The organism is Roseofilum sp. Guam, assembly GCF_017746735.1.
Classification (GTDB): domain Bacteria; phylum Cyanobacteriota; class Cyanobacteriia; order Cyanobacteriales; family Desertifilaceae; genus Roseofilum; species Roseofilum reptotaenium.
Genome location: NZ_JAGHZN010000048.1, coordinates 1 through 21953 on the forward strand (window position 1 = coordinate 1; position 21953 = coordinate 21953).

The window sequence follows — 21953 nt, forward strand, 5'->3', positions numbered from 1 at the left end:
TGAATTGCTGATTTTCCGGCACTTTTGCAACAATTCGACCATTGAGTGCTGTTTCTACCACCTCAGAAATATCTGCCATCTGCAATCCATAATCAGCGGCTGCTGTGCGCTCATAATGGATTTGGACTTGTCGGATGGGTAACTGAGGTTCGAGTTGCAAATCTACCACTCCCTCGATGGGAGCGATCGCATCTCGCACCTGTTCACCAATCTGACGCAGTTCAATCAAATCCGGGCCAAAGATTTTAATGGCGATCGCGCTTCTGACTCCCGATAATACTTCATCCATACGGTGCGAAATAAAACCCCCAATATTGGGAGCGACCCCAGGTAACTTTAAGAACTCTTCCCGTAACTCTTGTACGCTCTCCTCCCTGTTATTCAGAGCCAGATCGCTCAGTTCAATATCCACATGAGCCATACTCACCCCAGCTCCATCTGCATCTCCTGGGGCACGTCCCGCCCGTACCTGTACCCATTCATACAAGGGATTATCCTGAAGAGAATGATACAGAGCCATACCTGCTCGGTTGGTCATCTCCAAAGATACGCCAGGGAACAACACCATCGAATTGACCATAGATTTTTCCTGAAACTCAGGTAAAAATACCCGTCCCAAACTGGGAACAATAGTAATTGTGGCCACTAAAGCGGATAGAGCCAAACCCAGAATTACTTTAGGCAATCTCAAGGATAGATTTAAAAACGGACGATAGAGACGGATCGCCAAACGAGAAATGAATGTCCCTTCTTGGGGTACGGTTTGGTGTGCCAACAAAATTGCACAGAGAGCAGGAGAAAGGGTCATTGCCACCAGAGTGGAGGCAGCAATAGAAAGTAAATAAGCTAATCCCATGGGGGCAAAAATCCGACCTTCTACCCCAGTCAAACTAAAAATGGGCGCAAAGACCACAATAATAATTACAGTGGAAAAAATGACCGCTAATCTAACTTCAACGGAAGTTTGATAGACCACTTCAAAGGGATGTTTTGGATTCTCTTGTGCTTGGTTACGGCGCAGTCCGCGATAACAGTTTTCCATATCCACGATCGCATCATCCACCACAGAGCCAATAGCAACTACTAACCCGCCCAAGGTCATGGTATTAATGCCGAGACCAAAAGCTTTCATGAAGAGTAAACCAATCAATAAGGATAGAGGAATGGCACTGAGGGTAATCATGGCTGTACGCCAATTCATTAAAAACAGCAGCATAATCACCGAAACAATAATGATTCCTTGCAGCAGAGAACCACTAACGTTTTGAATGGCAGAATCAATAAAGTTAGCTTGACGAAAGGTTCGGGTAATTTCGACATCAGCAGGAAAACTTGACTGTAAAGAGGCAATTATCTTTTCTACCCCTTGAGTCACCGTGGGTGTATCCACATCCGGCTGCTTATTAATCATCATTACTACCGCCGGTTGCCCATTAAAACTAGCATCCCCTCGCTTAAGAGCTGAACCCGTTTGAACCGTTGCCACATCTTGAAGCAAGATGGGTTGACCGTTTGCAACTTTGACTACTGACTGCTGTAAATCTTCAATCGATTGTATTTGTCCGATACCCCGAGTTAATAGCTCTTGACCCCCCCCAATCAGAAAACCCCCTGGTGCATTAGAACTTGCTTTTCGAGCTGCTTCAGTGACTTCCGTTAGAGAAACATTCAGGGATCTGAGTTTTTCTGGGTTAACTAACACTTGTTCTTGCCGTTCATCTCCTCCATAAAGAGTCACTTGGGAGACTCCTGGAACCGAAAGAATCTGATGAGTGAGGGTCACTTCTACCCAATGACGTAACTCCATCATGGAGGTTTGTCCTTGAGGGTTGACGGTGAAGGCGTATTGTAAAATCGTGCCTAATGGGGAGACTAAAGGCGAAATTTCTGGGGGATGGGCATTTTCAGGAAATTGACCTTGGATTTGTTGCAGTCGTTCAGTGACAGATTGGCGCGATTTGTAAATATCGGCACTTTGGTCAAAGATGACTTGTACCATCGATAATCCGACTTTAGAAGAGGATCTGACCGTTGTCACATCGGGTAAGCCATTGACGGCACTTTCAATGGGTACGGTAATTTGAGATTCGACTTCTTCGGGAGCAAGTCCTGGGGCTTCGGTTTGAATATCGACTTGGGGAGGAGTAAAGGGGGGAAAGACATCTAAAGGCATTTGGCTAATGCTAAAAATGCCCCAGATGCTGATCAAAATGGCACTGACGACAATGAGCCAGCGTTGGGCAATGGAATTTTTGAGAATTGTATTGAGAAGGGAATTCAGCATTTTCTAATTGAGTTTCAGTATTCATCTTCTAGATGAGGGGGACAACAGCGATCTCCAACCCCAAACGCTTCGGTCATGTAGCAGAGAAAGAGTTGGTTAGGACAGTTAGGTTATGGTTTGAGGCAATAGGCAATAGAAAATGTCCTAACTCTCCTTTTCTCTGCTATATATCTCTCAATTTTTATTAGAAAAAATTTCCTTCTTTTTGCTACCATTGCCCATCGCCACAAATGTGCCACTGACTAATACAAGGCTTCCACCTACAATTGTGGCGATCGCCTTCCAGGACAAGCCACCCGATTGATTCTCTGTGGTTTGTCCTGACTTTTGAATCATATTACCCGTGCGATCATGACTATGGGGAATGCCTTGAGCATCCGCTTGAGCGTGGGTTGGAGCGGTTGTCTCTGGTTCAGCCGTTTTGGTTTTGCGAGACTCAGCATACAGGGATAAACTTCCCTGAATCACTAATTGCTCTCCAATGGATAATCCTTCAGTAATTTCGATGAATTCACCTTCGGTTACCCCTGTTGCAACTTCTACAGGCTCATAAAAATTCCCGTATTTGACAAACACCAGTTGTTTGCCATCTGCTCTGACTAAGGCTGTCATGGGAATCATAACAGCAGAACTGCCATCTGATGCTGCGGCGATCGAGGTAACCACAATTCCTAACAGGGAATCAGTTTCAGGGTTGATTTGCACTCGTTCAATTCCCCCAGTGGCTTGAAACTCATCTCCATGACCAACATGGGAAAGCACAACGTTAGGGGTACTCAGCGTTAAGGTAAGACTCAGAAGACTAATTAATGACCAGGATTTCATAGTAACTCCTCACAGGCAGACAGATTTAGAACAATGTGTTCATAGTCTGCCCTAGGGGAAGTGAAATCCAGATGAAATGGCAGCAGCGATCCTAGAATCCAGTAGACTGGGAAGTGTAGACTGAAGATAGTAACTTTTTTAACTATGCGAATTTTGTTGGTCGAAGATGAAGAAGACTTGGGACTGGCGATTAAGCAGGTTTTAGTCAGTGAAAAATATGTGGTGGATTGGGTCTTAGATGGTCTGGAAGCTTGGCATTATCTGGACAGTGAATGGACAGATTATACTGTGGCAATTATTGATTGGTTATTACCCAAGCTTTCAGGATTAGAATTATGTCAACGGCTAAGAGAGGAGAAAAAGACTGTACCAGTGCTGATGCTGACGGCTTTGGGGGAACCAGAAAACCGGATCGCGGGGTTAGATGCAGGGGCAGATGATTACCTGGTGAAACCATTTATCATGGACGAGTTACTGGCTAGGCTGCGGGCATTGCAGAGGCGATCGCCCCAATTCCAACCGCAGACCCTAATTTTAGGTCATTTCAGCCTCGATGATGGCAATACGTCGCTCTCGGTGAACGTCACGGAACCTCCCCAAACCATTCCCTTAACGGTGAAAGAATTCCAAATTTTTGCTTACTTGATGAAACATCCCGATCGCATTATTCCAGGCAGCAAAATTCGCAATCAACTTTGGGATCTCGATGCTGAACCCATGAGTAATGTGGTCGCCGCACAAATGCGCTTAATCCGGCGAAAATTAGCCAGTTATAACTGTGTTTGTCCCATTGAAACAATCCGAGGTCAAGGGTATCGCTTTAATTCCCAGTTATGAATTGCAGCTATGAAAAGTTCTCCACTTTTTTATTATAGTCGTCTGCGTTTAGCATTTTGGTATGCCTTAGTGATGGGGGTGATTTTAAGTGTATCGGCTTTGGGTATGTATCGCTCTTTGGTGCGCTCAAATTGGCAAGCAATGGAACGGGAAATGGAGTCGATCGCGGGAACGCTTCATGATAGCTTAGAACCAATGTTACCTGCCTCAGAAAACCCCACCACTGTGTTAAGGCAGATTTTGCCGGAATTGTGTTTAGTGGGACAACCGTGTAATTTTAATCCGACTTTAATTGAAAGACATACCATTGGCATTAGCGATCGCACCACTTATTACCTACGTCTGTTTAATCATCACGGGCAACTTTTGGCTTTTTCCCCTAATCAACCGGCTAATCTGTCTGCAACCTTCAATGAGGCTCCCTGGCAAACGATTACCAGTGAGGGTATTCGTTATCACCAATTTACGATTATTTTACACAGTGCTTATCCTTATTCGCGGGAGGCATCTTGGGGCTACTTGCAACTCGGACGAACGTTGAAACCGTTTGATGGTGAAATTAGACGCATACAAACGATCTTAGCGATCGGGTTTCCCCTGATTTTAGGGATAGTGGTGATGTCGAGTTGGTGGCTTTCCGGGTTAGCCATGCAACCGATTTATCAATCGTATCAACAACAACAACAATTTACCGCTAATGCAGCCCATGAGTTGAGATCGCCCCTGGCTAATTTGTTAGCAACCATAGAAGCCATGTTAAGAATACCCTCCTCAAAACCCGAAGATTTAACCCCAATGTTGCACACTCTAGAAAGACAAGGAAGACGCTTAAGCCATCTAATTACAGATTTACTCTTATTAACTCGTCTGGAAGATCGAGTCCCTTCTACCTCTTTTCAATGCTGTTGTTTAAACGATTTAGTTGGAGATTTGGTCGAAGAATTTTCCGAGGTAGCGATGAGGGCTGATATCGATCTCATTGAGCAAATCCCCGATCGCTCCATTCAGGTTTTAGGAGATGATTCTCAACTTTACCGTTTAGTCTCTAATTTAATCGCTAACGCCATTCAATACACCCCTAGTCAAGGTCAAGTGGTGGTGAGCTTAACCGTCAAAGAACGCCAGGCCTTGATTCAGGTTCGAGATACGGGAATAGGGATTGCCAAAGAGGAGCAACCGCGTATTTTCGATCGCTTTTACCGAGTTGACAGCGCTCGCGCTCGCAGCACTGGAGGTACAGGCTTAGGGTTAGCCATTGCCCAGGCGATCGCCCATTATCATCAAGGTCATCTTACGGTTACCAGTCAACTCGGTCAAGGGAGTCTATTTACCATTGCTCTACCCTGTGTGAGTCATTGAATTCTCGGGACGAACAATAGGCGAGCCACTACGATATCTTCACTCTAGAAGTTTAATAATGGTGGCAAAAAAGGCTACATTTCCGGAATCCGATCGCGCCAACTTAGCCCCTTCTTCCACAATGCTCACGGGTTCACCTGGGGTATCGGTGGAGAGAACGGGTTGGAAGGAGATCTCCAGATGGGCGTACCTCATAGCAGCGCGAAACGCTCTAACTCTACACAGATAAATAAGTATAGCGGTTGAGACTTTCCTTGTAGCTATTGAGCAACCGTTGCGATTCGGCAATAGAAATCGTTCCTTCTTCTAGAGCTGATTCCGTTTGCTGGCGAATACTTTCAATTAAGTCTTCAATATCATATTCTACATAACTCAAAACATCCGCCATCGTATCTCCTTTTACGACCTGTTTAACCTGATAACCTTTAGGCGTTAAGGCAATGTGAACCGCATTGGTATCGCCAAACAAATTATGCAAATTTCCCATAATTTCCTGATACGAACCGCCTAAAAATAAGCCCAGATAATAGGGTTCTCTGGGGTTTAGGGGATGCAAATCCAACAAAGATTTTACATCACGTAGATCGATAAATCGAGTGATTTTACCATCACTATCGCAGGTAAGATCGGCTAAAGTTCCTTGACAAGTGGGCTGTTCATTTAAGCGATGAAGAGGCATAATCGGGAATAATTGATCGATCGCCCAGCTATCCGGCGCTGATTGAAACACCGATAAATTGACATAGTAGATCGAAGCCATACTCATCTGGAGACCTTCGAGATCGTCTGGTACATAGGGTTCGTGGCGAATGATGTCCAAGATCTTCTCACAACAGGCCCAATAGAGCTGTTCGGCTTTCGCCCGTTGGCTTAAACTCAAATAGCCAAAATTAAACAAACTAATGGCTTCTTCCTTAAACTGAATCGCATCATGGTAGCATTCCTGATAATTATTGACCTGAATAAATTGGTATGTTTCCCACAAATTGCGGATGATCAAATGATCGCTACTTTCCACCTCGAAAGCCTTCTGTGTCAGCACTTCACTGGTTCCTAAGACATCAAAAATGAGTACGGACTGATGGGAGGCGATCGCCCTTCCACTTTCGCTCACCAATACAGGAGCTTTCACTTTGGCTTGTTCGCAGGCTTCTTTGACCTCAGCGACAATATCATTGGCATAATTCTGCATATTGTAATTTTTCGAGGCATAGAAGTTGGTTTTTGAGCCATCATAATCGACCCCTAAACCGCCCCCCACATCCAAATAGCGCATATCTGCACCACTTTTAGCCAACTGTACATAAATTTGGCTCGCTTCCCGGATGGCATCTTTAATCACACTAATCGAGGAAATTTGAGAGCCAACATGGAAATGCAACAGTTGCAGAGACGATAAGAGATTGGCCTCTTGTAGGCGTTCCATCACATGGACAATTTCGGGAATGGTTAAGCCAAATTTTGCTCCATCTCCCGTGGATGTAGCCCAACGACCTTCCCCTTTAGCGCTCAGTTTCGCTCGCACTCCCACCACTGGAGTTACCCCTAATTCTTGGTGGGCTTTGATCGCTAACTCCACTTCTTCGAGTTGCTCTAAAACAATGATCGTTTGTTTGCCGAGTCTGCGGGCTAAGATGGCGGTTTCGACATATTCCTTATCCTTATATCCGTTGCAAATTAACAGGGAATTGGAGGTTTTCAGGAGAGCTAAGGCAATCAACAATTCGGGTTTAGATCCTGCTTCTAGACCAAACTGGAAGGGTTGGCCAAAATGAACCAAATCTTCTACCAGTTGCCGATGTTGGTTGCATTTGACGGGAAATACCCCTTGATAAATGCCAGGATAATTGTATCGGGTGATGGCTTGAGAAAAACAAGCATTCAGCCGTTCCAGGCGATCGGCCAGTATATCGGAAAAGCGAATGACGAAGGGAAGATGAATATCGCGCTGTTTGAGAGCTTCCACCAGCTCATAGAGATCTAAAGAACCCCCGCGATCGCCTTTCGGAGAAACCACCACATGACCGGCCGCATTAATGGAAAAATAGGGGTCTCCCCATCCATTAATGCGATAAAGTTCCTCAGAATCCTCAATTGTCCAAGCGGGTTGATTCGGTTCTGGGGTTTGTATTGGGGCGATCGCCTCTTCTGTGGTTGATATGACCTCAACACCCATAGTCTAGTCCTCTGAAGATTTAGCCAAGATAGTTCTTGTCGCATTCTAACGCTCACGCCCCATACCTTGGTTAGATTGCCCCTTTTCTATTCGTTTCGGTTTGGGTAGGAAAGAGCAAATCTGCTTTTAATTCTAACGCAAGCGCGATCGCCTCAGATTCACCCGGATCTAACTTCACCTCTTGCTGAAGGCGTACCACTTCCTCATCGTTGGTAACTTGCCTCACCTCTAACTAGGCGATCCTTTGTACTTCAACTGCTCCAGGAACTGGTGGCGCGATCGCGACCCGTTCGCGATATACTGCTTCGGGGATGATGAGGCGATCGTAGAGTTCTGGCAAAAGATGCAGATGGGAAATTGCTGCCAAGCTGGTAAGGACTGATGTATCGCTGATGATAATCACAATCGCCCTAAGTCTTGCAAATTCTGGATATCCAACTCAAAATCCTCCACATCATAGGAGTAAAGGGGAATACTTCGCTCCTGAAGAAGTTGGCGAAACTGGGGTGCAGACATACGAGCCAACTGACTGGCATACCCTAATGTCAAATGTCCCATTTCAAAGAAATGTAAAGCAATTTCGCGATAAAACTCATCCGAGGTAAGGTGTGAGGCTTCGAGGATGTCATCGGAAATCAGAATACTCATAGATTCAATGAACAATTAACAATTAATAATGAACAATGGGTTTGGGCTGGCGATCTGGCCCGATCTCTCTAGTCTGTATTATAGCGATCTCCTTGGTGAGGGGGAAGAAACCGGGTTTCTACTCCGGATATGGAATAGCCAAGCCGAGTTGGAAGAAACCCGGTTTCTGCTGTTGGGTGGGGGCTAAGGATTAAAAGGGTTATAAAGTGCCAAGCCGATAATTCTGTGGAAATCTGCTATGTTACGAGTGACCAGCGTGTAGCCTTGTACAAAAGCACAAGCGGCGATCGTAGCATCGGGTAGTTTCAAGCGGTAACTTTGCCGAATCTGAGCAGCGCTGTCTAAAATTGTCTCTGTCAGAGTTACTGAGGAAAGCCTTCTCAAAAAGGCTCTGATCTGATTGGCTTCCTTTGGGGTTAAAGCTGGATAACAGAGCAATTCCACCCAAGTTAAAGGGCAATAGTAACCTTCATGATTACCGGCTAAAATATCTGCAAACAAGGGCTGAACCACTGCATCTCCATTGAAGTAATAGATAAAAATATTCGTATCGAGTAAATATTTAGTCATCCCACTCTTCCCGGAGTTGTTTTTGGAAGACTAGAGGATCAACCCGTCGAGGAAGAAAGCCAAACCCATCTGACGATAACTCATTCTTCTCACCCTTAGCGTCGCTTAAGGCTTGAGCCAAAACAGCAGCAGCCTCAGACGAAGTACGCAACTCTTGAAGTGATGATTCACCCTCAGCCGTTACAGATGCTCCATTCGTCTCGCCATGAGAACCGGTGGTTTCGGCTTGAATGGAATTCAGGATAGTCTGGACTAACTGCCAGCGATCGCCTATGGGCAATGCTAGGATGCGATCGCATAATTCTGATAGTGTCATTTCTTCTGTGCGAGATCAAAATCTTCCTTATGGTAGCGCGATCGCATGGGTGAGGGGGAAGAAACTGGGTTTCTGGTGATCTGTACCTCTTTATCCTAGATCCTGGTAGAAACCCGGTTTCTAGGTTTCTGGCGATCGCCTGTTCTCTTCCAACCACTCTGAAATTTCCGCCACTAACCATTCCTTTTCTCGGAGGGAAATAAAAGAGCCAAATTGATGCTTTTTCACCCCTTCAAATAGGGCACAATTTAGCAGAGGTCTGCCATTGACTTTAGTCTGAGTATCGTGGACACAGATTTGTTCTAAATCTGATATTTTTCCTTGGATTTTACGCTGGAAAAACAACACTTTCCATTGCAGCAAAAAATTATCTTGGTCAATTCTCATATAGGTTCTCACCCCTGAACTCCAGGATAAATAGAGAATAAAGCCCAAACCCACCAAAATATGCAGGATCGCAAAAGAAAAAATCAGGCTCAGTCCGTGTGCCAAAATACCAAGTAACATGGACCCATTCCAAAATAAAGCAAATATCCATATAAAGCCATCTTCTGAACGAAAGCCTCTTGGGGGAATATTCATCACTAATAATCTAGAGGTTTTGTGTAGTGTGATATTACTTTTTTTGGGCTTTGGATATTTGTATACATCAGCGATATCTTTTCTGATATCTATATGAGTCTGATTTTCGAGTACCTTTAATGCCTCGGTTGCGGACTCAAAGCGATCCTCAAACATCGGCTCTAAAACACGATCGAGCCAATCCGCTAATGTCGATGAAATGTTGACTGAAGAGTGAAAATCAATCTTCATCCGTTTCTGAGGCAGCCGATCAGGAGAATGATGGGTAAGTAAATATAATACAGTTGCGCCTAAACTATATAAATCCGAGGCAAAATAGGCTTTACCTGTTAACTGTTCCGGTGGCATATACCCAATTGTACCGACAAAGGTTTGACCACTAGAAATCGTCTGTCGATAAACCTCTTGCACTGCACCAAAGTCAACCAAGAAAACTTGACCATCCGGTTGATAAATAATATTCTGGGGTTTGATATCCCGATGGATAATAGGAGGCGTAAAGTTATGGAGATAGACCAGTATTTTTAGGATTTGCACGGTAATATCCCTGATTTCTTCTTCCGTGAAATGCTTCCCGTTTTGAATCACATCCTCTAAAGAATCTCCAGCAACTAATTCCCGAATTAAATAGAAGATGCGATCGCTTTGAGTATCGACATGAAAGAAATCGAGGTATTGGGGAAGTTGGGGATGATGCAAATGGGCAATCACCTTAGCTTCTCGTTCAAACAGTTCCAAAACCTTCCACTCTTGTGCTTGCTTTAACGATACTGCCTTGATTGCGACCCTTTGATGATTGCTCAAGTCTTCAGCCTCATAGGTGATTCCCATCCCTCCTTGACCTAAAGCGTCAATAATCCGATAGCGTTGGGCAATCAAATCATTGCATTGGTGTAGGGTCATATTGATGATTCTCCCGTTAATCCCTAATTAATCCATTATATTTTGGGTTTAATGAGATAATTGAAGCTGGCTCAACCTAAAAAGGAGATCGCTTTGGAACGTACTTTTCTAGCCATTAAACCCGATGGTGTACAACGGGGATTAGTGGGTAACATCATCAGTCGCTTGGAAAGCAAAGGCTTTACGTTAGTCGGCTTAAAGTTGATGAATGTCAGTCGGGAACTGGCCGAGCAGCATTATGCTGTGCATAAGGAACGGCCCTTTTTCAGTGGTTTAATCGAGTTTATTACGTCTGGGCCAGTAGTCGCGATGGTCTGGGAAGGGGATGGAGTTGTTGCATCAGTTCGGAAAATTATCGGTGCAACAAATCCCTTAAATGCAGAACCCGGAACCATTCGGGGCGATTTTGGGGTCGATGTTGGCCGAAATCTGATTCATGGTTCAGATGCGATCGAAACGGCTCAAAATGAAATTAACCTATGGTTTGAGGAAGAAGAATTAGCTTCTTGGGAGCCGAGCCTGATGTCCTGGATACGGGAATAGGCAATAGGCAATAGGCAATAGGCAATAGATAATAGGAAATGTCCTAATATCATTTCTATTTAATCTTGCCACGAATTGATCCTTGAGAGGCAATTGGCTCTAAGCCCCTTGTTTAATGGGAACTTCATATTTCCTATTGCCGCTAGATTACGGTTTACTCAGAAGTTTTGGCCCGCTCCACTGAATGCCGATCGCCCCTAGGGGGGCAGTTACAATTATACTCAAAACGGCGATCGCTAAAATGGTTTGTCCTGTTACTTCTGTCATTGAGGTCATTTTACCGTCATAAAATAAACTCAGGGGCACTGCACCAATGGCTGCTTGTACTGTTGCTTTGGGCCAATAGGCAATGATGCAAAAGAGCTTTTCTTTACGGTTCAAATGGCACTTGAGTAAGGAAAGCCATACCCCCACACTGCGAGCGAGTAAGCCCAAAAACAGAATCAACAAGCCAATCCCCAATACTTCCACACTGATTTGATTCAGGTCTACTTGTGTGCCAATATAGACAAATAACAGGATTTCCGCTAACACCCACACTTTACCAAATTTAGCGGCTAGGCGATAGGCAAGAGTATCATATTTTTCCAGAATGATAAACCCGATCGCCATAATTCCTAATAAACCGGCGATCGGAATGAGGTTTTTCACCGCATCGACTTCGGTAAACTCATAAAAGAACACCGCAATCATCGTAAATATAATTACTTTTTTGGTATCCCGGATATGATAGCGCTTAAAGAACCATACCAAGCCAAACCCAATCCCCGCCCCAATGGCTGCACCCACGAAAATTCCCAGGGGAACACTCACCAATACATGGGTTACATTTAACGATTCACCCGTTGCTAAACCAACAAAAACACCAAAAATAGTAATAGCAAATACATCATCCACCGATGCACCAGCTAATACTAAAGTCGGCACTTCTTTGTGTTTTCCCCAACCCGCATCCTTAAGTTCGAGCATGGATGGCACAACCACGGCTGGGGAAACGGCTGCTACAATAAACCCCAGCATTCCCCCTTCAATCCAGGTTAAATGTAAGAGAAAATGGGATAGCAGTAAAATCACGCTGCCCTCAATAATTCCGGGAATAAAACTGAGGCGAATGGCTGGCCCACCAATGGTATTTAAGGTGGCGCGATTAATGCCCAAACCAGCACGAATCAAAATCACAATTAACGCGACTGTTTTGAATTCTTTCAAGAGCGCTAAAACAGGATCGCTTACCCAATCGAGAAAACTGGGGCCAATGATTAATCCGGTAGTGACTAATCCCAATAATCCCGGCATTTTGATCTGTATAAACAGATAATAGAAGAGTAGCGATACCAGGATTATTAAGGCGAATTCAAGTAACATGAATGTCTGGGTAATGCGTAATGGGTTACCCGTCAGGGTATAACAAAAGTTGGCGATCGCCAATTAGCCCCATAGACCACAACACAATCGAGTTGTATCAATACCGTACCGGGTATAGATCGGTTTTAGCAATGACTCAGCATATTTCCTACGCTCGTACATATAGGCTCCTCGGTCAAGAGCAGAAAGGCCGGATGGTATTTTTTCGTCCATCAGCATCAAGCTTACCGAAATTGCATCATGGGTTCTAGCACACTCTGCGGCAGCTTGAAACACACCGGTTAGACTAGGGGCTTGAACATCAGGAACGAGGGGTGTGAATTCTTGTTTCTCCTTATCCCAACCGTCATAGCAGTAAATTCTTGAAGATTGTGAATTGCTAACTGCTGGCTCAACGACATAGTAGGGAACATCTCCAAACAGAATGGGCATTTGGGATGCCCCTTTTTCGGCAACCCAGACGAGTCCAGTATCCAGAGGTACAGAGTAGACAGAGTTACACCACTCTCCTAACATAATTGAGCCATTGTGCCACTCATAGAAGTCATAGATCTCTTCAGAAAGCGGGAAGTTCATCTCTTCAGCATACAGGTCAATCAGTTCCCGCTCTAAACCGGGTTCAAGACTGGAGAAGGGACGCTTGTGATATCGAAGGGTAGTCGCGTGGTAAGAATTGCTGGTTTCAATCCAGTGTGAGAGTTCACGTAGGGCTTCACTCAGGGGGGATTGTGGCATATTCTGTATCTTCTGGCTCGTAAACGATACCCCTCTTATAGCAAAGTTGGCGATCGCGTAAGATTTTGCGATCGCCAACTAGAAAGATAACTAATGTAATCTTTAATTTTCGATATTAAGCATGACCCAAGGCTTTAGAGGCCGAAACCCCCGCTTGTCGCAGTTGCCGCGAATATTGGGTGCTAACTAAACCGACAACTGCCCATTGGGTTAACACGGAGACCATGACGGTCACGGCTGATGCATGGTTGAGGGCTTCCCAGGGAAAGATGGTAAACATCCACACAAGGGGTATGTTGTGAGGTTCGGCAGACAGAACCAGGAACAGCAGCGGAGGTAAAGTAATAGACCCAGCGATCGCTGCGGTTGCCCAAATTCCGCTTTTCTTGGATTTCATCATCATCATCAGTTGGGCAACACTGGCATAAACGAGCAGGACAGAAAAGCTCAATAACAGGTTGAAGATCCCATGGATAACATTGCCCTCATCTCCGGGCCACATTAAAATCCAGGGTAGGATGATCAATTGAGCTTGGAGTAGATTTAAGGCGATCGCTAATAGAGCTGGACTTTTATCTCCAGATATCAGGTCTTGAAATAGCCCCTGATGCCGAGTTTCCGACATATGGCGATACCGTGCCCAATCGACACAAACCTGTCTTTGGGGAGATAAAGCGGCCATTAATCCCGCAAAGAAAATTAGGTTGAAAACCAGCAAACAATAGAGATTTTCAAACTCATGTCCATGGGGAGCTAAACCCAGAGTAAAGACGCTGAAGCATCCGGTTAACCAAAAAGACTGTTGTTTGCTGATTAAAGTCTTATTGGGATTGCGGAAGCAGCGATCGATTACCAGCCAATTCCAGGTTATCCATACCCCGCAAGTCACCACCATGGCTATACTTAAGGTCACCACGGTCTGACCAATAGGCAGAATAAACCAATGCCAGTCCATCGAATGATCCAGCAAATCGATTAAATTGTAATTAAAGAGCTGAATATGATCCAACCATTTTTTCTCAATGAGATAGGGAATTAAGCTAGAAGGCGAAACCAGTTTCAGGACATCAATGGGCGCATCTTCAACCCGCATCAGGGACGTGAAAAACAGAAATGCCGTCACCAAAGCACCGCCTAACCAAGCTTGGAAGCCACCCATCCAATGACTGACCAAACCGAAGAGAATGGAACCATTGAAAAAGAAGGCACTACAAGCCAATAGCACTCCATAATAGAGGGCAAGTAATCCTAGGGGCATATCTAGATTTATCGCTGCCCACAGATGGAGAGGAAAAGCCAGGAAGCAACCAAAATAGAGTAAGCTGGGCGCTCCGAGCAGTTTACCCATCAAAATTTGTTGGGTAGATTGGGGACTCAGGCGAATAAAATTTAGGGTTCCCTTGCGCTCTTCTCGGTCAAGGTCACTGATAATTAAATAGGTTCCCCCTATCAAGAGGGCAAATAAACCAACCATAGTTAACCAGACAAAGAGATCTGACCACCAAAGTTGCCAGTTAACTTCAGGATTGCCGAACCGATCCATTAAACAACGTAACTGGTGATAATAGTATTCGGCATTGCCTCCGGTACAATAGCGGTGATATTCGCTATAGCGATCGGGTAATTCATTAAGGAAGCCAAATAGCACCAAGATTTGGGTAAATAAAGACATACCACCGGCAACCATGATGTTCCGAGTCTTAAACCGGCCTTTGAGTTCTCGGAATAATTGGGGGTTGATCTCCCCAATTGCATTCATTAAATCTAGTCTCATCGTCATATATCCTTTATAGGGGGCACAAGGTTAGATCTGTGAATATATAGATATCTGCATATCCAATTACAGATGTTCGTCCTTAGATTAAGATGCTTGTTTATGACCCAGTTTCAGGAAGATGGTTTCTAAGTCTTCCTGAGTGGCGTAAAACTCAGTTACCGGTAAATTCGCGCTCACGAGCGATCGCAATAACTCGGCGCTCTCTTCTGGGGTTCCGTTAAAGTTGACCCGTAAATGACCGGATGAGAGAGTTTCCCATCCATCCACTTGGGAAAATTGTTTAAGTTCTGTAATCAGTGCATCTTGAGATCCCAGGGTTGCGATCGAGATTTGTTGACGACTTAGTCGTTGATACAAATCCTTTAGAGTTGTACTTTCCACTAGGTAGCCCAATTCCATGATTCCCACAGACGTGCAGAGTTCTGCCAAGTCACTGAGGACATGGGAAGAAATTAAAACCGTCATTCCCGCTTCTTGGAGAACTTTAATAATTTCCCGAAACTGCATCCGCGCAATGGGGTCTAATCCCGAAACCGGTTCATCAAGCAATAAAACAATGGGTTCATGGATAATGGTTCGGGCTAGGGAAAGTCGCTGTTTCATCCCCCGCGAGAGAGTGGAAATCTGACTATTACGTTTATTGCCCAGTTGTACCAGTTCTAGCACATCATAGAGGCGTTGCCGACGGCGCGGGTCTTTGAGTTGATATAAGCGGGCAAAATAGTCTAAATAATCCCAAACTGTGAGATCGTCATAAACCGGGAAATCGTCCGGTAGATAACCAATACGCCGTTTTAGGCTGGGGTTAGAATGGTCTCTGAGGAGGCGATCGCCATTAATATAAATCTCACCTGTTGTTGGCTCTTCGGCCGCTGCCAACATACGAATTAAGGTCGTTTTCCCTGCACCGTTGGGGCCAATCAAACCATAGACTTCACCGCGTCCAACTTCTAAATCTAAGTCGTTGACTGCAATATGACGATCAAATTGCTTGGTTAGTCCAGAGGTACGGATTGCCAGTTCTTTTCCCATAATCCCTAATTTAAAGCTTAAGTATCAGCCTAGCCTGTAGGACTGGGATTTGGCAGTATTGTTTCCAGAAGTGTAACCGGTCCACTGAGTAAACAGTTTTATCTAAGTTAAGGTTAACGACCTAGGGGTTGATGGGCGATCAACATCAAATCGGTACATTACCCGACCCTGTAAAGCCTGATGCAACCAAGGGGTATTCGCTGCCAGGGATTTCAGGGTCGTGTTATCTGGAGTCCAAGACACTTGAGGATCGAATACAATTAACTCTGCAGGTTGCCCTACCTCGAAACTTGGTGGCGTTTGATGTAAGCATAAAGCGGGATGGGTACTCAAGCTGCGCCATAATTGCACGGCTGAGAGTTCTCCCGTTTCTACTAATCCTTGCCAGAGTAGAGGTAGAGCTAATTCTAAGCCGATCGCCCCTGCCGGAGCCGTTTCAAAGCCGACTGTTTTTTCTTCATAAGTATAGGGCGTATGGTCAATGGCGATCGCATCGATCGCACCTTGGCTCACCCCCCCAATCAAGGCTTCTCGATCTTCAGGATTGCCCAAAGGAGCCATTAAGCGGAAACTTGGATCATAGGGAATCAAGTTATACACAAAGTCTGCTCGCTGTCCAGATGAACGGCGATCTCCATGATGAGGGGAGGAAATGGACTCCGTATCCAATAATAAATGCATCCAACTGGTACTTGCAGTGACCGGAAGTCCACCCTCCTTTGCCTCTTGAATTAACTGTACAGACCGTGCAGTAGACACTCGCATGACATGGACATGGGTTTGGGTTTGGGCGACCAATTCTAGAAGTGCCGCCAATGCTGCGGTTTCGGCAGCGGCGGGAATTCCGGGTAAGCCTAACTGGGTAGACATCAGGCCTTCGCGCATTACCCCATTGGTGGCTAAATCTACTGCCAGCGGCCAGATGGCTACCGGTTTTCCTAACGGCCCGGCATATTCTAATAATCGTCGTAAGAGGAGTAAATTGGCGATCGCTAGGCCATCACTAAACCCCACCACACCCACACTAGCTAACTCCGCCAACTCATTCATCTGTTGCCCTTTTGCTCCTTGGGTAAGCGCCCCCCAAAAGGAGAGTTGTACCCCCAGAGACTGAGGCGCTTTCCCTGTCAGCAGAGATACAGTTGCTGGGTTATCGATAGGTGGGTCAGTCGTCGGCAATACACCCACCCGAATAAATCCCCCGGCTCTAGCTGCACAGACTAAAGACTCCAGGGTTTCCCGCTCTTCAAACCCCGGCTCCCCACTTTGACTATATAGATCTACCAATCCCGGTGCGACGATCAATCCCTGGCCATCATGCACTTCAGTTTCTGGAGGATAGCGATCGATGGACGCACCTATGGCTTTAAGTTTGCCATGATCTAACCATACATCTTGAATCTGGTCAGTTTGGGCGATGGGATCGATCGCCCGCACTTGTTTAAGCAGCGTACTCATCAGAAAAATTGGGTCGGAAACCCCGCCCTGGAAGGGCGGCTTAACTAAACATAGGCTACCACAATTACATCTTAGGTACTACAATGTGAGAAACCCTTTGACTCGCACATGGAAAGAGCATTTAAGCTTCGATTTTACCCAACTTCTTTCGAGATATGATTTTGGCATCATCACGCCGCTCTAACCTCTCTCAACACATTGATTTTCCGGTTGTCCTCTGGTCGGGTCAACCCAGTCCCCGCAATTTTCCAGCGAATGTTTATCCCTTTCGCGCCAATAGTCATTTTCTCTATTTTGCTGGTCTCTCCATTCCCCGCGCAGCGATTCGTTTAGATCGGGGCAAGCTAGAATTATTTGTGGACGATCCTGCCCCGGGTTCGGTATTATGGCATGGCCCGGAACCGACTGCGGCTCAATGGGCAGAACAAATGGGTGCTGATGCCTATTATCCCTTAGCTGCTTTAGCTGAGAGAGCCGAAGATGCCGCAACGCTACTGGTGCAAGATTGGGCAACTCGCCAGCAACAAATGCAGTGTTTGGGTCGTTCTGTATCTCCTCTGGAGGGTCAAGATTTAGAGTTAGCTAAGGCAGTGGTTGAGTTGCGTCTGTGCCATGACGAACTGGCTTTATCAGAAATTCGGCAAGCAGTTTCGGTGAGTGTGGAAGCGCACTTAACCGGGATGAAGGGGACAGCCAAGGCTAGTACGGAGGCTCAGGTGCGATCGCTCATTGAAAGCGTATTTATTGCCCATGAAATGACTCCAGCCTATTCAAGTATTGTCACGGTTCATGGAGAAATTCTACATCACGATCGCTCTGCTCATCCCTTAACTCCTGGAGATTTATTGCTCGTGGATGCAGGAGCCGAAACTCTGGGGGGATGGGCATCTGATATTACCCGCACTTGGCCGGTGAATGGGCAATTTTCCCCCACTCAACGGGCAATTTATGAGGTCGTTTTAGCTGCCCACGATCGCTGTATTGCTCAAGTCAAACCCGGTCAAGAATACGAGGAAATCCACTTAGAGGGAGCCTTGGCCATGGCAGAAGGATTAGTGGATTTAGGCATTTTAATTGGAAATCCAGAAACCTTAGTAGAACAGGATGCCCATGCCCTCTTTTTTCCCCATGGAATTGGTCATTTATTGGGTTTAGATGTCCATGATATGGAAGATTTGGGTGATTTAGCGGGTTATACTCAAGGACGCAAAAGGAGCGATCGCTTTGGCTTGCAGTTTTTGCGATTAAATCGTCCTCTCCAACCAGGAATGGTCATTACCATTGAACCCGGATTTTATCAAGTTCCAGCGATTTTAGATAATCCCCAATTCCGCCATCAATATGATAAACTTGTTCAATGGGAAAAGCTTGCTCAGTTTAAAGATGTACGCGGGATTCGCATTGAAGACGATGTATTAGTTACAGACCAAGGGTCAGAGATATTAACAGCACAATTACCAACGACTCCAGACCAGATTGAACAAGTGATGATTAACTAGCCATAGGCTTATTTGCCTGCACCAAAGGTTCCAATTGTTTATCAATGCGGCGAATATGATTCACAAACCAATCGAGTAAATTGCGTTGCACTTGATCTGCAACGAGATCGAAATTTCGATTCATTTCAATATCACTCTTAATCTGGGTCAACATCTGCACAAAACTCTGATGGGCATTTTTATTGTCACAAGCTACAGGACACTGATAATTATTCATACAACCTTCTTCATACCGAAAATGAACGGCTACATAGCCATCGAGCATTTTCAAAATACTTTTAATTTCTCGGTTCGATTTTTTCGTCTTCAAGCCTTCTAGCAATCGATCCATTTCATCTAGCAACTGTTGATGTTGAATATCTAATAAGGGAATTCCAATTTCGAGAGAATCTGTCCAAGTTCGTGGCATAATCCACCTCTTTAGGCTTAAATAGGAAAAGAATTCAAACCGATTCTAACATGACTCACAGGACTGAAAGTTGATCAGATAATAAAGATTTCTCTAAAGTCCTGATATAGGGTATAGGAAACAACATTTGTTTTGGACTAATACCGTAATTACTCCGGATTAGTCTAGGGTGCAGTAGAAAAAAATCAATAACCCGAAGAAACAACAAAACAGAATTTCTATGACTTCTATTTCTTCCTGGTTTGCTGAAAGCACACCGGCCAAAATTTCTCGTAAACGGCTCCCTCAAACCCTAGTAATCATTCTGATTTTTACTAGTATGTTCACAGCGTATACTTGGAAATTAGCCGAACTGCAAATTATTCGGGGGAAAGAAAATCGAGAACGAGCAGATAGTAATCGCATTCGCCAAATGCCCGTCCCCTCAGACCGGGGTAATATTTTCGATCGCCAGGGAAAAATTCTAGTCTCTAATCGTCTCTCTCGGTCGGTTTATCTTTGGCCCAAAGAGCGATCGCCAGAAGAATGGGAAATTCAAGCGCAACAGTTAGCAACCGTTCTTAATATCTCCCCAAAAGAAATTATCGATCAACTCGCAGCCGATCATTATCAATCTCGCCTACCGATTCGCATTTACCGCAATTTGAGCTTAGAAGAATTTACGGCTCTCTCCGAATTTAATCTGGTTGGGGTAGAAATTCGCTCAGAATCGAATCGTCTCTATCCCCATGGAACCTTAGCCAGCCATGCGATCGGTTATGTAGGAGAAGCCACCCATGAAGAACTCGACGCTAACCCAGATTATCCGATGGGGATGATTGTGGGCCAAATGGGGGTAGAACGGCTAGCCAATGAGCAACTCAAAGGTCAATGGGGTGGCCGGTTGGTAGAGGTGAATGCTAAGGGGGAAGAGTTACGAGAATTGGGCTTATATGAATCTCGGTCTGGGGATTCAGTGCAGTTAACCTTAGATCTAGACTTGCAAAAGGCCGCTGAACAGGCTTTAAGAAACCGTCGGGGTGGAGTAGTAGCATTGGATGTTAAAACAGGTGGAGTATTGGCCATGGCTAGTGGCCCGACGTTTGACCCACAAATTTTTACCCGTCGGGTGACTCCTGAGGATTGGGAAGAGTTACAAGGAGAAGATCAACCCTTTTTGAATCGCGCTCTACAGGGTTATCCTCCAGGAAGTACATTTAAGATTGTGACCGCAGCCGCAGGGATGGAGTCGGGGAAGTTTAGTCCCTATTCGATGTTAATGACTTCTGCTTATATTACAGTAGGCGGAATTCAATTCCATGAACATAGCGGTGGGTATGGGGTGATTGGGTTTCGGGATGCCCTGGCTTACAGTAGTAATACCTTTTTCTATAAGGTGGGTATGGAAGCCGGGGTCAAGGCGATCGCCGAATGGGCCGAAAAGATGGGCATTGGCAAAACTACCGACTTAAGTCTCTTGGGGTTAGAGGGAGGACGGAATGGTTCTGTGCCGACTCCCGAACAAAAGCAAGACCTCTATGGTGAGCCTTGGTATCCCGGAGACACGGTGAGTATGTCCATTGGTCAGGGTTTGGTTTTAGCGTCTCCCTTAGAGTTAGCCGTAATGATCGGTAGTATTGCTAATGGTGGAATGCGGGTCAAACCCCATCTATTGGCTTCGCAAACCAATACCCAGACCATGCAACCAGAACCGACGGGATTATCTCCAGACACCATAGCGGCCATTCGCGAGGGTTTAGTGGCTGTGGTGCAAAAGGGGACGGGACGAGGGATGAATGATGGTTCGATTCCTTTGACGGCTGGAAAAACAGGGACTTCGGAGGTGTTGGGACAACAGTCCCATGCGGTGTATGTCGGATATGGCCCCGTCAGCGATCCCCAAGTGGCGATCGCCGTAGTAGTGGAAAATGGCGGTTATGGTGGTAAAACCGCTCTACCGGTGGCTCAAGCGATTTTTCAGGCTTATTTCCGCCAGTAGAGCAGGAGAAATTGTTAACCTAGAGAAGATATCCTTTGAGTCACGAAAGATGAGTAGTCAGGAAGGAAAGGCGATCGTTAATGAATTCAAAACCCAGATATTTATTTTGGGTGGGTTTGTCACCCTTTTCTGGGTAGTCGAGATTGTAGATCTGCTCTTTTATAGCGGAGGGCTAGATCAATACGGCATTTTGCCGCGCAATATTATCGGTTTGCGAGGTATTCTCTGGTCTCCGTTCTTGCATGGTAATCTTCCCCATTTAATCGCCAATACAGCTCCCTTTTTAATGTTGGGATGGTTGGTGATGTTGCAAGAAACCAGCGATTTCTTTTGGGTAACAGCCATTACCATGTTAGTGGCTGGTAGTGGAGTTTGGCTATTTGGGTCCCCAGCGTTTCATATTGGCGCAAGTAGTTTAATTTTTGGCTATTTGGGGTTTTTACTCTTTCGCGGCTTGTTTGAACGCAATTTTTCCTCAATCTTTCTTTCCCTAGTCGTAGGTTTTTTCTATGGCGGTCTCATTTGGGGCGTGCTTCCCGGACAACCTGGGATTTCCTGGGAAGGTCACTTGTTTGGACTCATTGGAGGTGTGCTAGCTGCTCGCTTTTTAGCCAAGCGTAAACACAGCACTTCGCATGGTAATAGGTAATGGTCGAT

23 protein-coding genes are annotated in these 21953 nt (G+C 45.4%); 7 read left to right on the forward strand and 16 right to left on the reverse strand.

Annotated features, from left to right (window positions below; genetic code table 11):
• Both J7529_RS17985 and J7529_RS17990 read right to left on the reverse strand, forming a co-directional pair.
• Positions 1-2284: efflux RND transporter permease subunit (locus J7529_RS17985; RefSeq protein ID WP_318730116.1), on the reverse strand; the 2284-nt coding region annotated here is incomplete at its 3' end.
• A gap of 174 nt (positions 2285-2458) precedes the next feature.
• Positions 2459-3109 (reverse strand): efflux RND transporter periplasmic adaptor subunit, encoded by a 651-nt coding sequence (locus J7529_RS17990; RefSeq protein ID WP_318730117.1) that lies wholly within the window; start codon positions 3107-3109, stop codon positions 2459-2461.
• A 144-nt stretch (positions 3110-3253) separates the two neighbouring features.
• Between J7529_RS17990 and rppA the strand changes: the two genes are divergently transcribed.
• The gene (gene rppA / locus J7529_RS17995) at positions 3254-3946 is read left to right on the forward strand and encodes a two-component system response regulator RppA (RefSeq protein WP_318730118.1); all 693 of its coding nucleotides are present in this window, start codon (positions 3254-3256) and stop codon (positions 3944-3946) included.
• Positions 3947-3955: 9 nt separating this feature from the next.
• On the forward strand, positions 3956-5305 hold the full coding sequence (rppB, locus tag J7529_RS18000; RefSeq protein ID WP_318730119.1) for a two-component system sensor histidine kinase RppB: 1350 nt from the start codon (positions 3956-3958) through the stop codon (positions 5303-5305).
• Between the two features lie 39 nt (positions 5306-5344).
• Here the strand turns inward: rppB and J7529_RS18005 are convergent, their stop codons facing one another.
• The 5 genes from J7529_RS18005 to J7529_RS18025 form a co-directional block, all read right to left on the reverse strand.
• Positions 5345-5500, reverse strand: a complete 156-nt coding sequence (locus J7529_RS18005) for a hypothetical protein (protein WP_318730120.1) — start codon at positions 5498-5500, stop codon at positions 5345-5347.
• A 22-nt stretch (positions 5501-5522) separates the two neighbouring features.
• A complete protein-coding gene (gene speA / locus J7529_RS18010; protein ID WP_318730121.1) occupies positions 5523-7481 on the reverse strand; it encodes a biosynthetic arginine decarboxylase in 1959 nt (652 codons plus the stop codon).
• Between the two features lie 70 nt (positions 7482-7551).
• Positions 7552-7707 (reverse strand): hypothetical protein, encoded by a 156-nt coding sequence (locus J7529_RS18015; RefSeq protein WP_318730122.1) that lies wholly within the window; start codon positions 7705-7707, stop codon positions 7552-7554.
• 6 nt (positions 7708-7713) lie between these two features.
• Positions 7714-7884, reverse strand: coding sequence for a hypothetical protein (locus tag J7529_RS18020; RefSeq protein WP_318730123.1), 171 nt, complete (start codon positions 7882-7884; stop codon positions 7714-7716).
• On the reverse strand, positions 7881-8129 hold the full coding sequence (locus tag J7529_RS18025) for a UPF0175 family protein (protein ID WP_318730124.1): 249 nt from the start codon (positions 8127-8129) through the stop codon (positions 7881-7883). Before J7529_RS18025 ends, J7529_RS18020 begins: the two co-directional genes overlap by 4 nt.
• A gap of 28 nt (positions 8130-8157) precedes the next feature.
• Here J7529_RS18025 and J7529_RS18030 point away from each other — a divergent pair, with 28 nt between their 5' ends.
• Positions 8158-8316, forward strand: a complete 159-nt coding sequence (locus J7529_RS18030) for a hypothetical protein (RefSeq protein ID WP_318730125.1) — start codon at positions 8158-8160, stop codon at positions 8314-8316.
• Here J7529_RS18030 and J7529_RS18035 read toward each other — a convergent pair.
• The 3 genes from J7529_RS18035 to J7529_RS18045 all read right to left on the reverse strand — a co-directional run bounded on the left by J7529_RS18035 (position 8313) and on the right by J7529_RS18045 (position 10500).
• Entirely contained in the window at positions 8313-8699 is a 387-nt protein-coding gene (locus J7529_RS18035) for a type II toxin-antitoxin system VapC family toxin (protein ID WP_318730126.1), read from the reverse strand. The two genes, J7529_RS18030 and J7529_RS18035, sit on opposite strands and share 4 nt — an antisense overlap.
• Entirely contained in the window at positions 8692-9015 is a 324-nt protein-coding gene (locus J7529_RS18040; RefSeq protein WP_318730127.1) for a hypothetical protein, read from the reverse strand. Before J7529_RS18040 ends, J7529_RS18035 begins: the two co-directional genes overlap by 8 nt.
• A gap of 120 nt (positions 9016-9135) precedes the next feature.
• Positions 9136-10500 (reverse strand): serine/threonine-protein kinase, encoded by a 1365-nt coding sequence (locus J7529_RS18045; RefSeq protein ID WP_318730128.1) that lies wholly within the window; start codon positions 10498-10500, stop codon positions 9136-9138.
• Positions 10501-10593: 93 nt separating this feature from the next.
• Here J7529_RS18045 and ndk point away from each other — a divergent pair, with 93 nt between their 5' ends.
• Complete coding sequence (gene ndk, locus J7529_RS18050; protein ID WP_318730129.1) at positions 10594-11043, forward strand: nucleoside-diphosphate kinase; 450 nt, start codon at positions 10594-10596, stop codon at positions 11041-11043.
• 147 nt (positions 11044-11190) lie between these two features.
• Here the strand turns inward: ndk and J7529_RS18055 are convergent, their stop codons facing one another.
• The 5 genes from J7529_RS18055 to J7529_RS18075 form a co-directional block, all read right to left on the reverse strand.
• Positions 11191-12408, reverse strand: a complete 1218-nt coding sequence (locus tag J7529_RS18055; RefSeq protein WP_318730130.1) for a cation:proton antiporter — start codon at positions 12406-12408, stop codon at positions 11191-11193.
• Between the two features lie 63 nt (positions 12409-12471).
• A complete protein-coding gene (locus J7529_RS18060; RefSeq protein WP_318730131.1) occupies positions 12472-13143 on the reverse strand; it encodes a hypothetical protein in 672 nt (223 codons plus the stop codon).
• Between the two features lie 115 nt (positions 13144-13258).
• Positions 13259-14917, reverse strand: a complete 1659-nt coding sequence (locus tag J7529_RS18065) for a hypothetical protein (protein ID WP_318730132.1) — start codon at positions 14915-14917, stop codon at positions 13259-13261.
• An 87-nt stretch (positions 14918-15004) separates the two neighbouring features.
• Complete coding sequence (locus J7529_RS18070; RefSeq protein ID WP_318730133.1) at positions 15005-15952, reverse strand: ABC transporter ATP-binding protein; 948 nt, start codon at positions 15950-15952, stop codon at positions 15005-15007.
• 102 nt (positions 15953-16054) lie between these two features.
• Positions 16055-17410, reverse strand: coding sequence for a dihydroorotase (locus J7529_RS18075; RefSeq protein ID WP_318730134.1), 1356 nt, complete (start codon positions 17408-17410; stop codon positions 16055-16057).
• A 155-nt stretch (positions 17411-17565) separates the two neighbouring features.
• Here J7529_RS18075 and J7529_RS18080 point away from each other — a divergent pair, with 155 nt between their 5' ends.
• A complete protein-coding gene (locus J7529_RS18080; protein WP_413038919.1) occupies positions 17566-18909 on the forward strand; it encodes an aminopeptidase P family protein in 1344 nt (447 codons plus the stop codon).
• On the opposite strand, the gene J7529_RS18085 is transcribed toward J7529_RS18080, so the two are convergent.
• Complete coding sequence (locus J7529_RS18085; RefSeq protein WP_318730136.1) at positions 18902-19318, reverse strand: hemerythrin family protein; 417 nt, start codon at positions 19316-19318, stop codon at positions 18902-18904. The genes J7529_RS18080 and J7529_RS18085 overlap by 8 nt on opposite strands.
• 220 nt (positions 19319-19538) lie before the next feature.
• On the opposite strand from J7529_RS18085, the gene mrdA reads away from it, so the two are divergent.
• Positions 19539-21296 carry a penicillin-binding protein 2 gene (gene mrdA / locus J7529_RS18090; protein ID WP_318730137.1) on the forward strand — a complete coding sequence of 586 codons (1758 nt, stop codon included), beginning with the start codon at positions 19539-19541 and terminating at the stop codon, positions 21294-21296.
• A 49-nt stretch (positions 21297-21345) separates the two neighbouring features.
• A complete protein-coding gene (locus J7529_RS18095; protein ID WP_271936051.1) occupies positions 21346-21945 on the forward strand; it encodes a rhomboid family intramembrane serine protease in 600 nt (199 codons plus the stop codon).
• Positions 21946-21953: the final 8 nt, after the last annotated feature.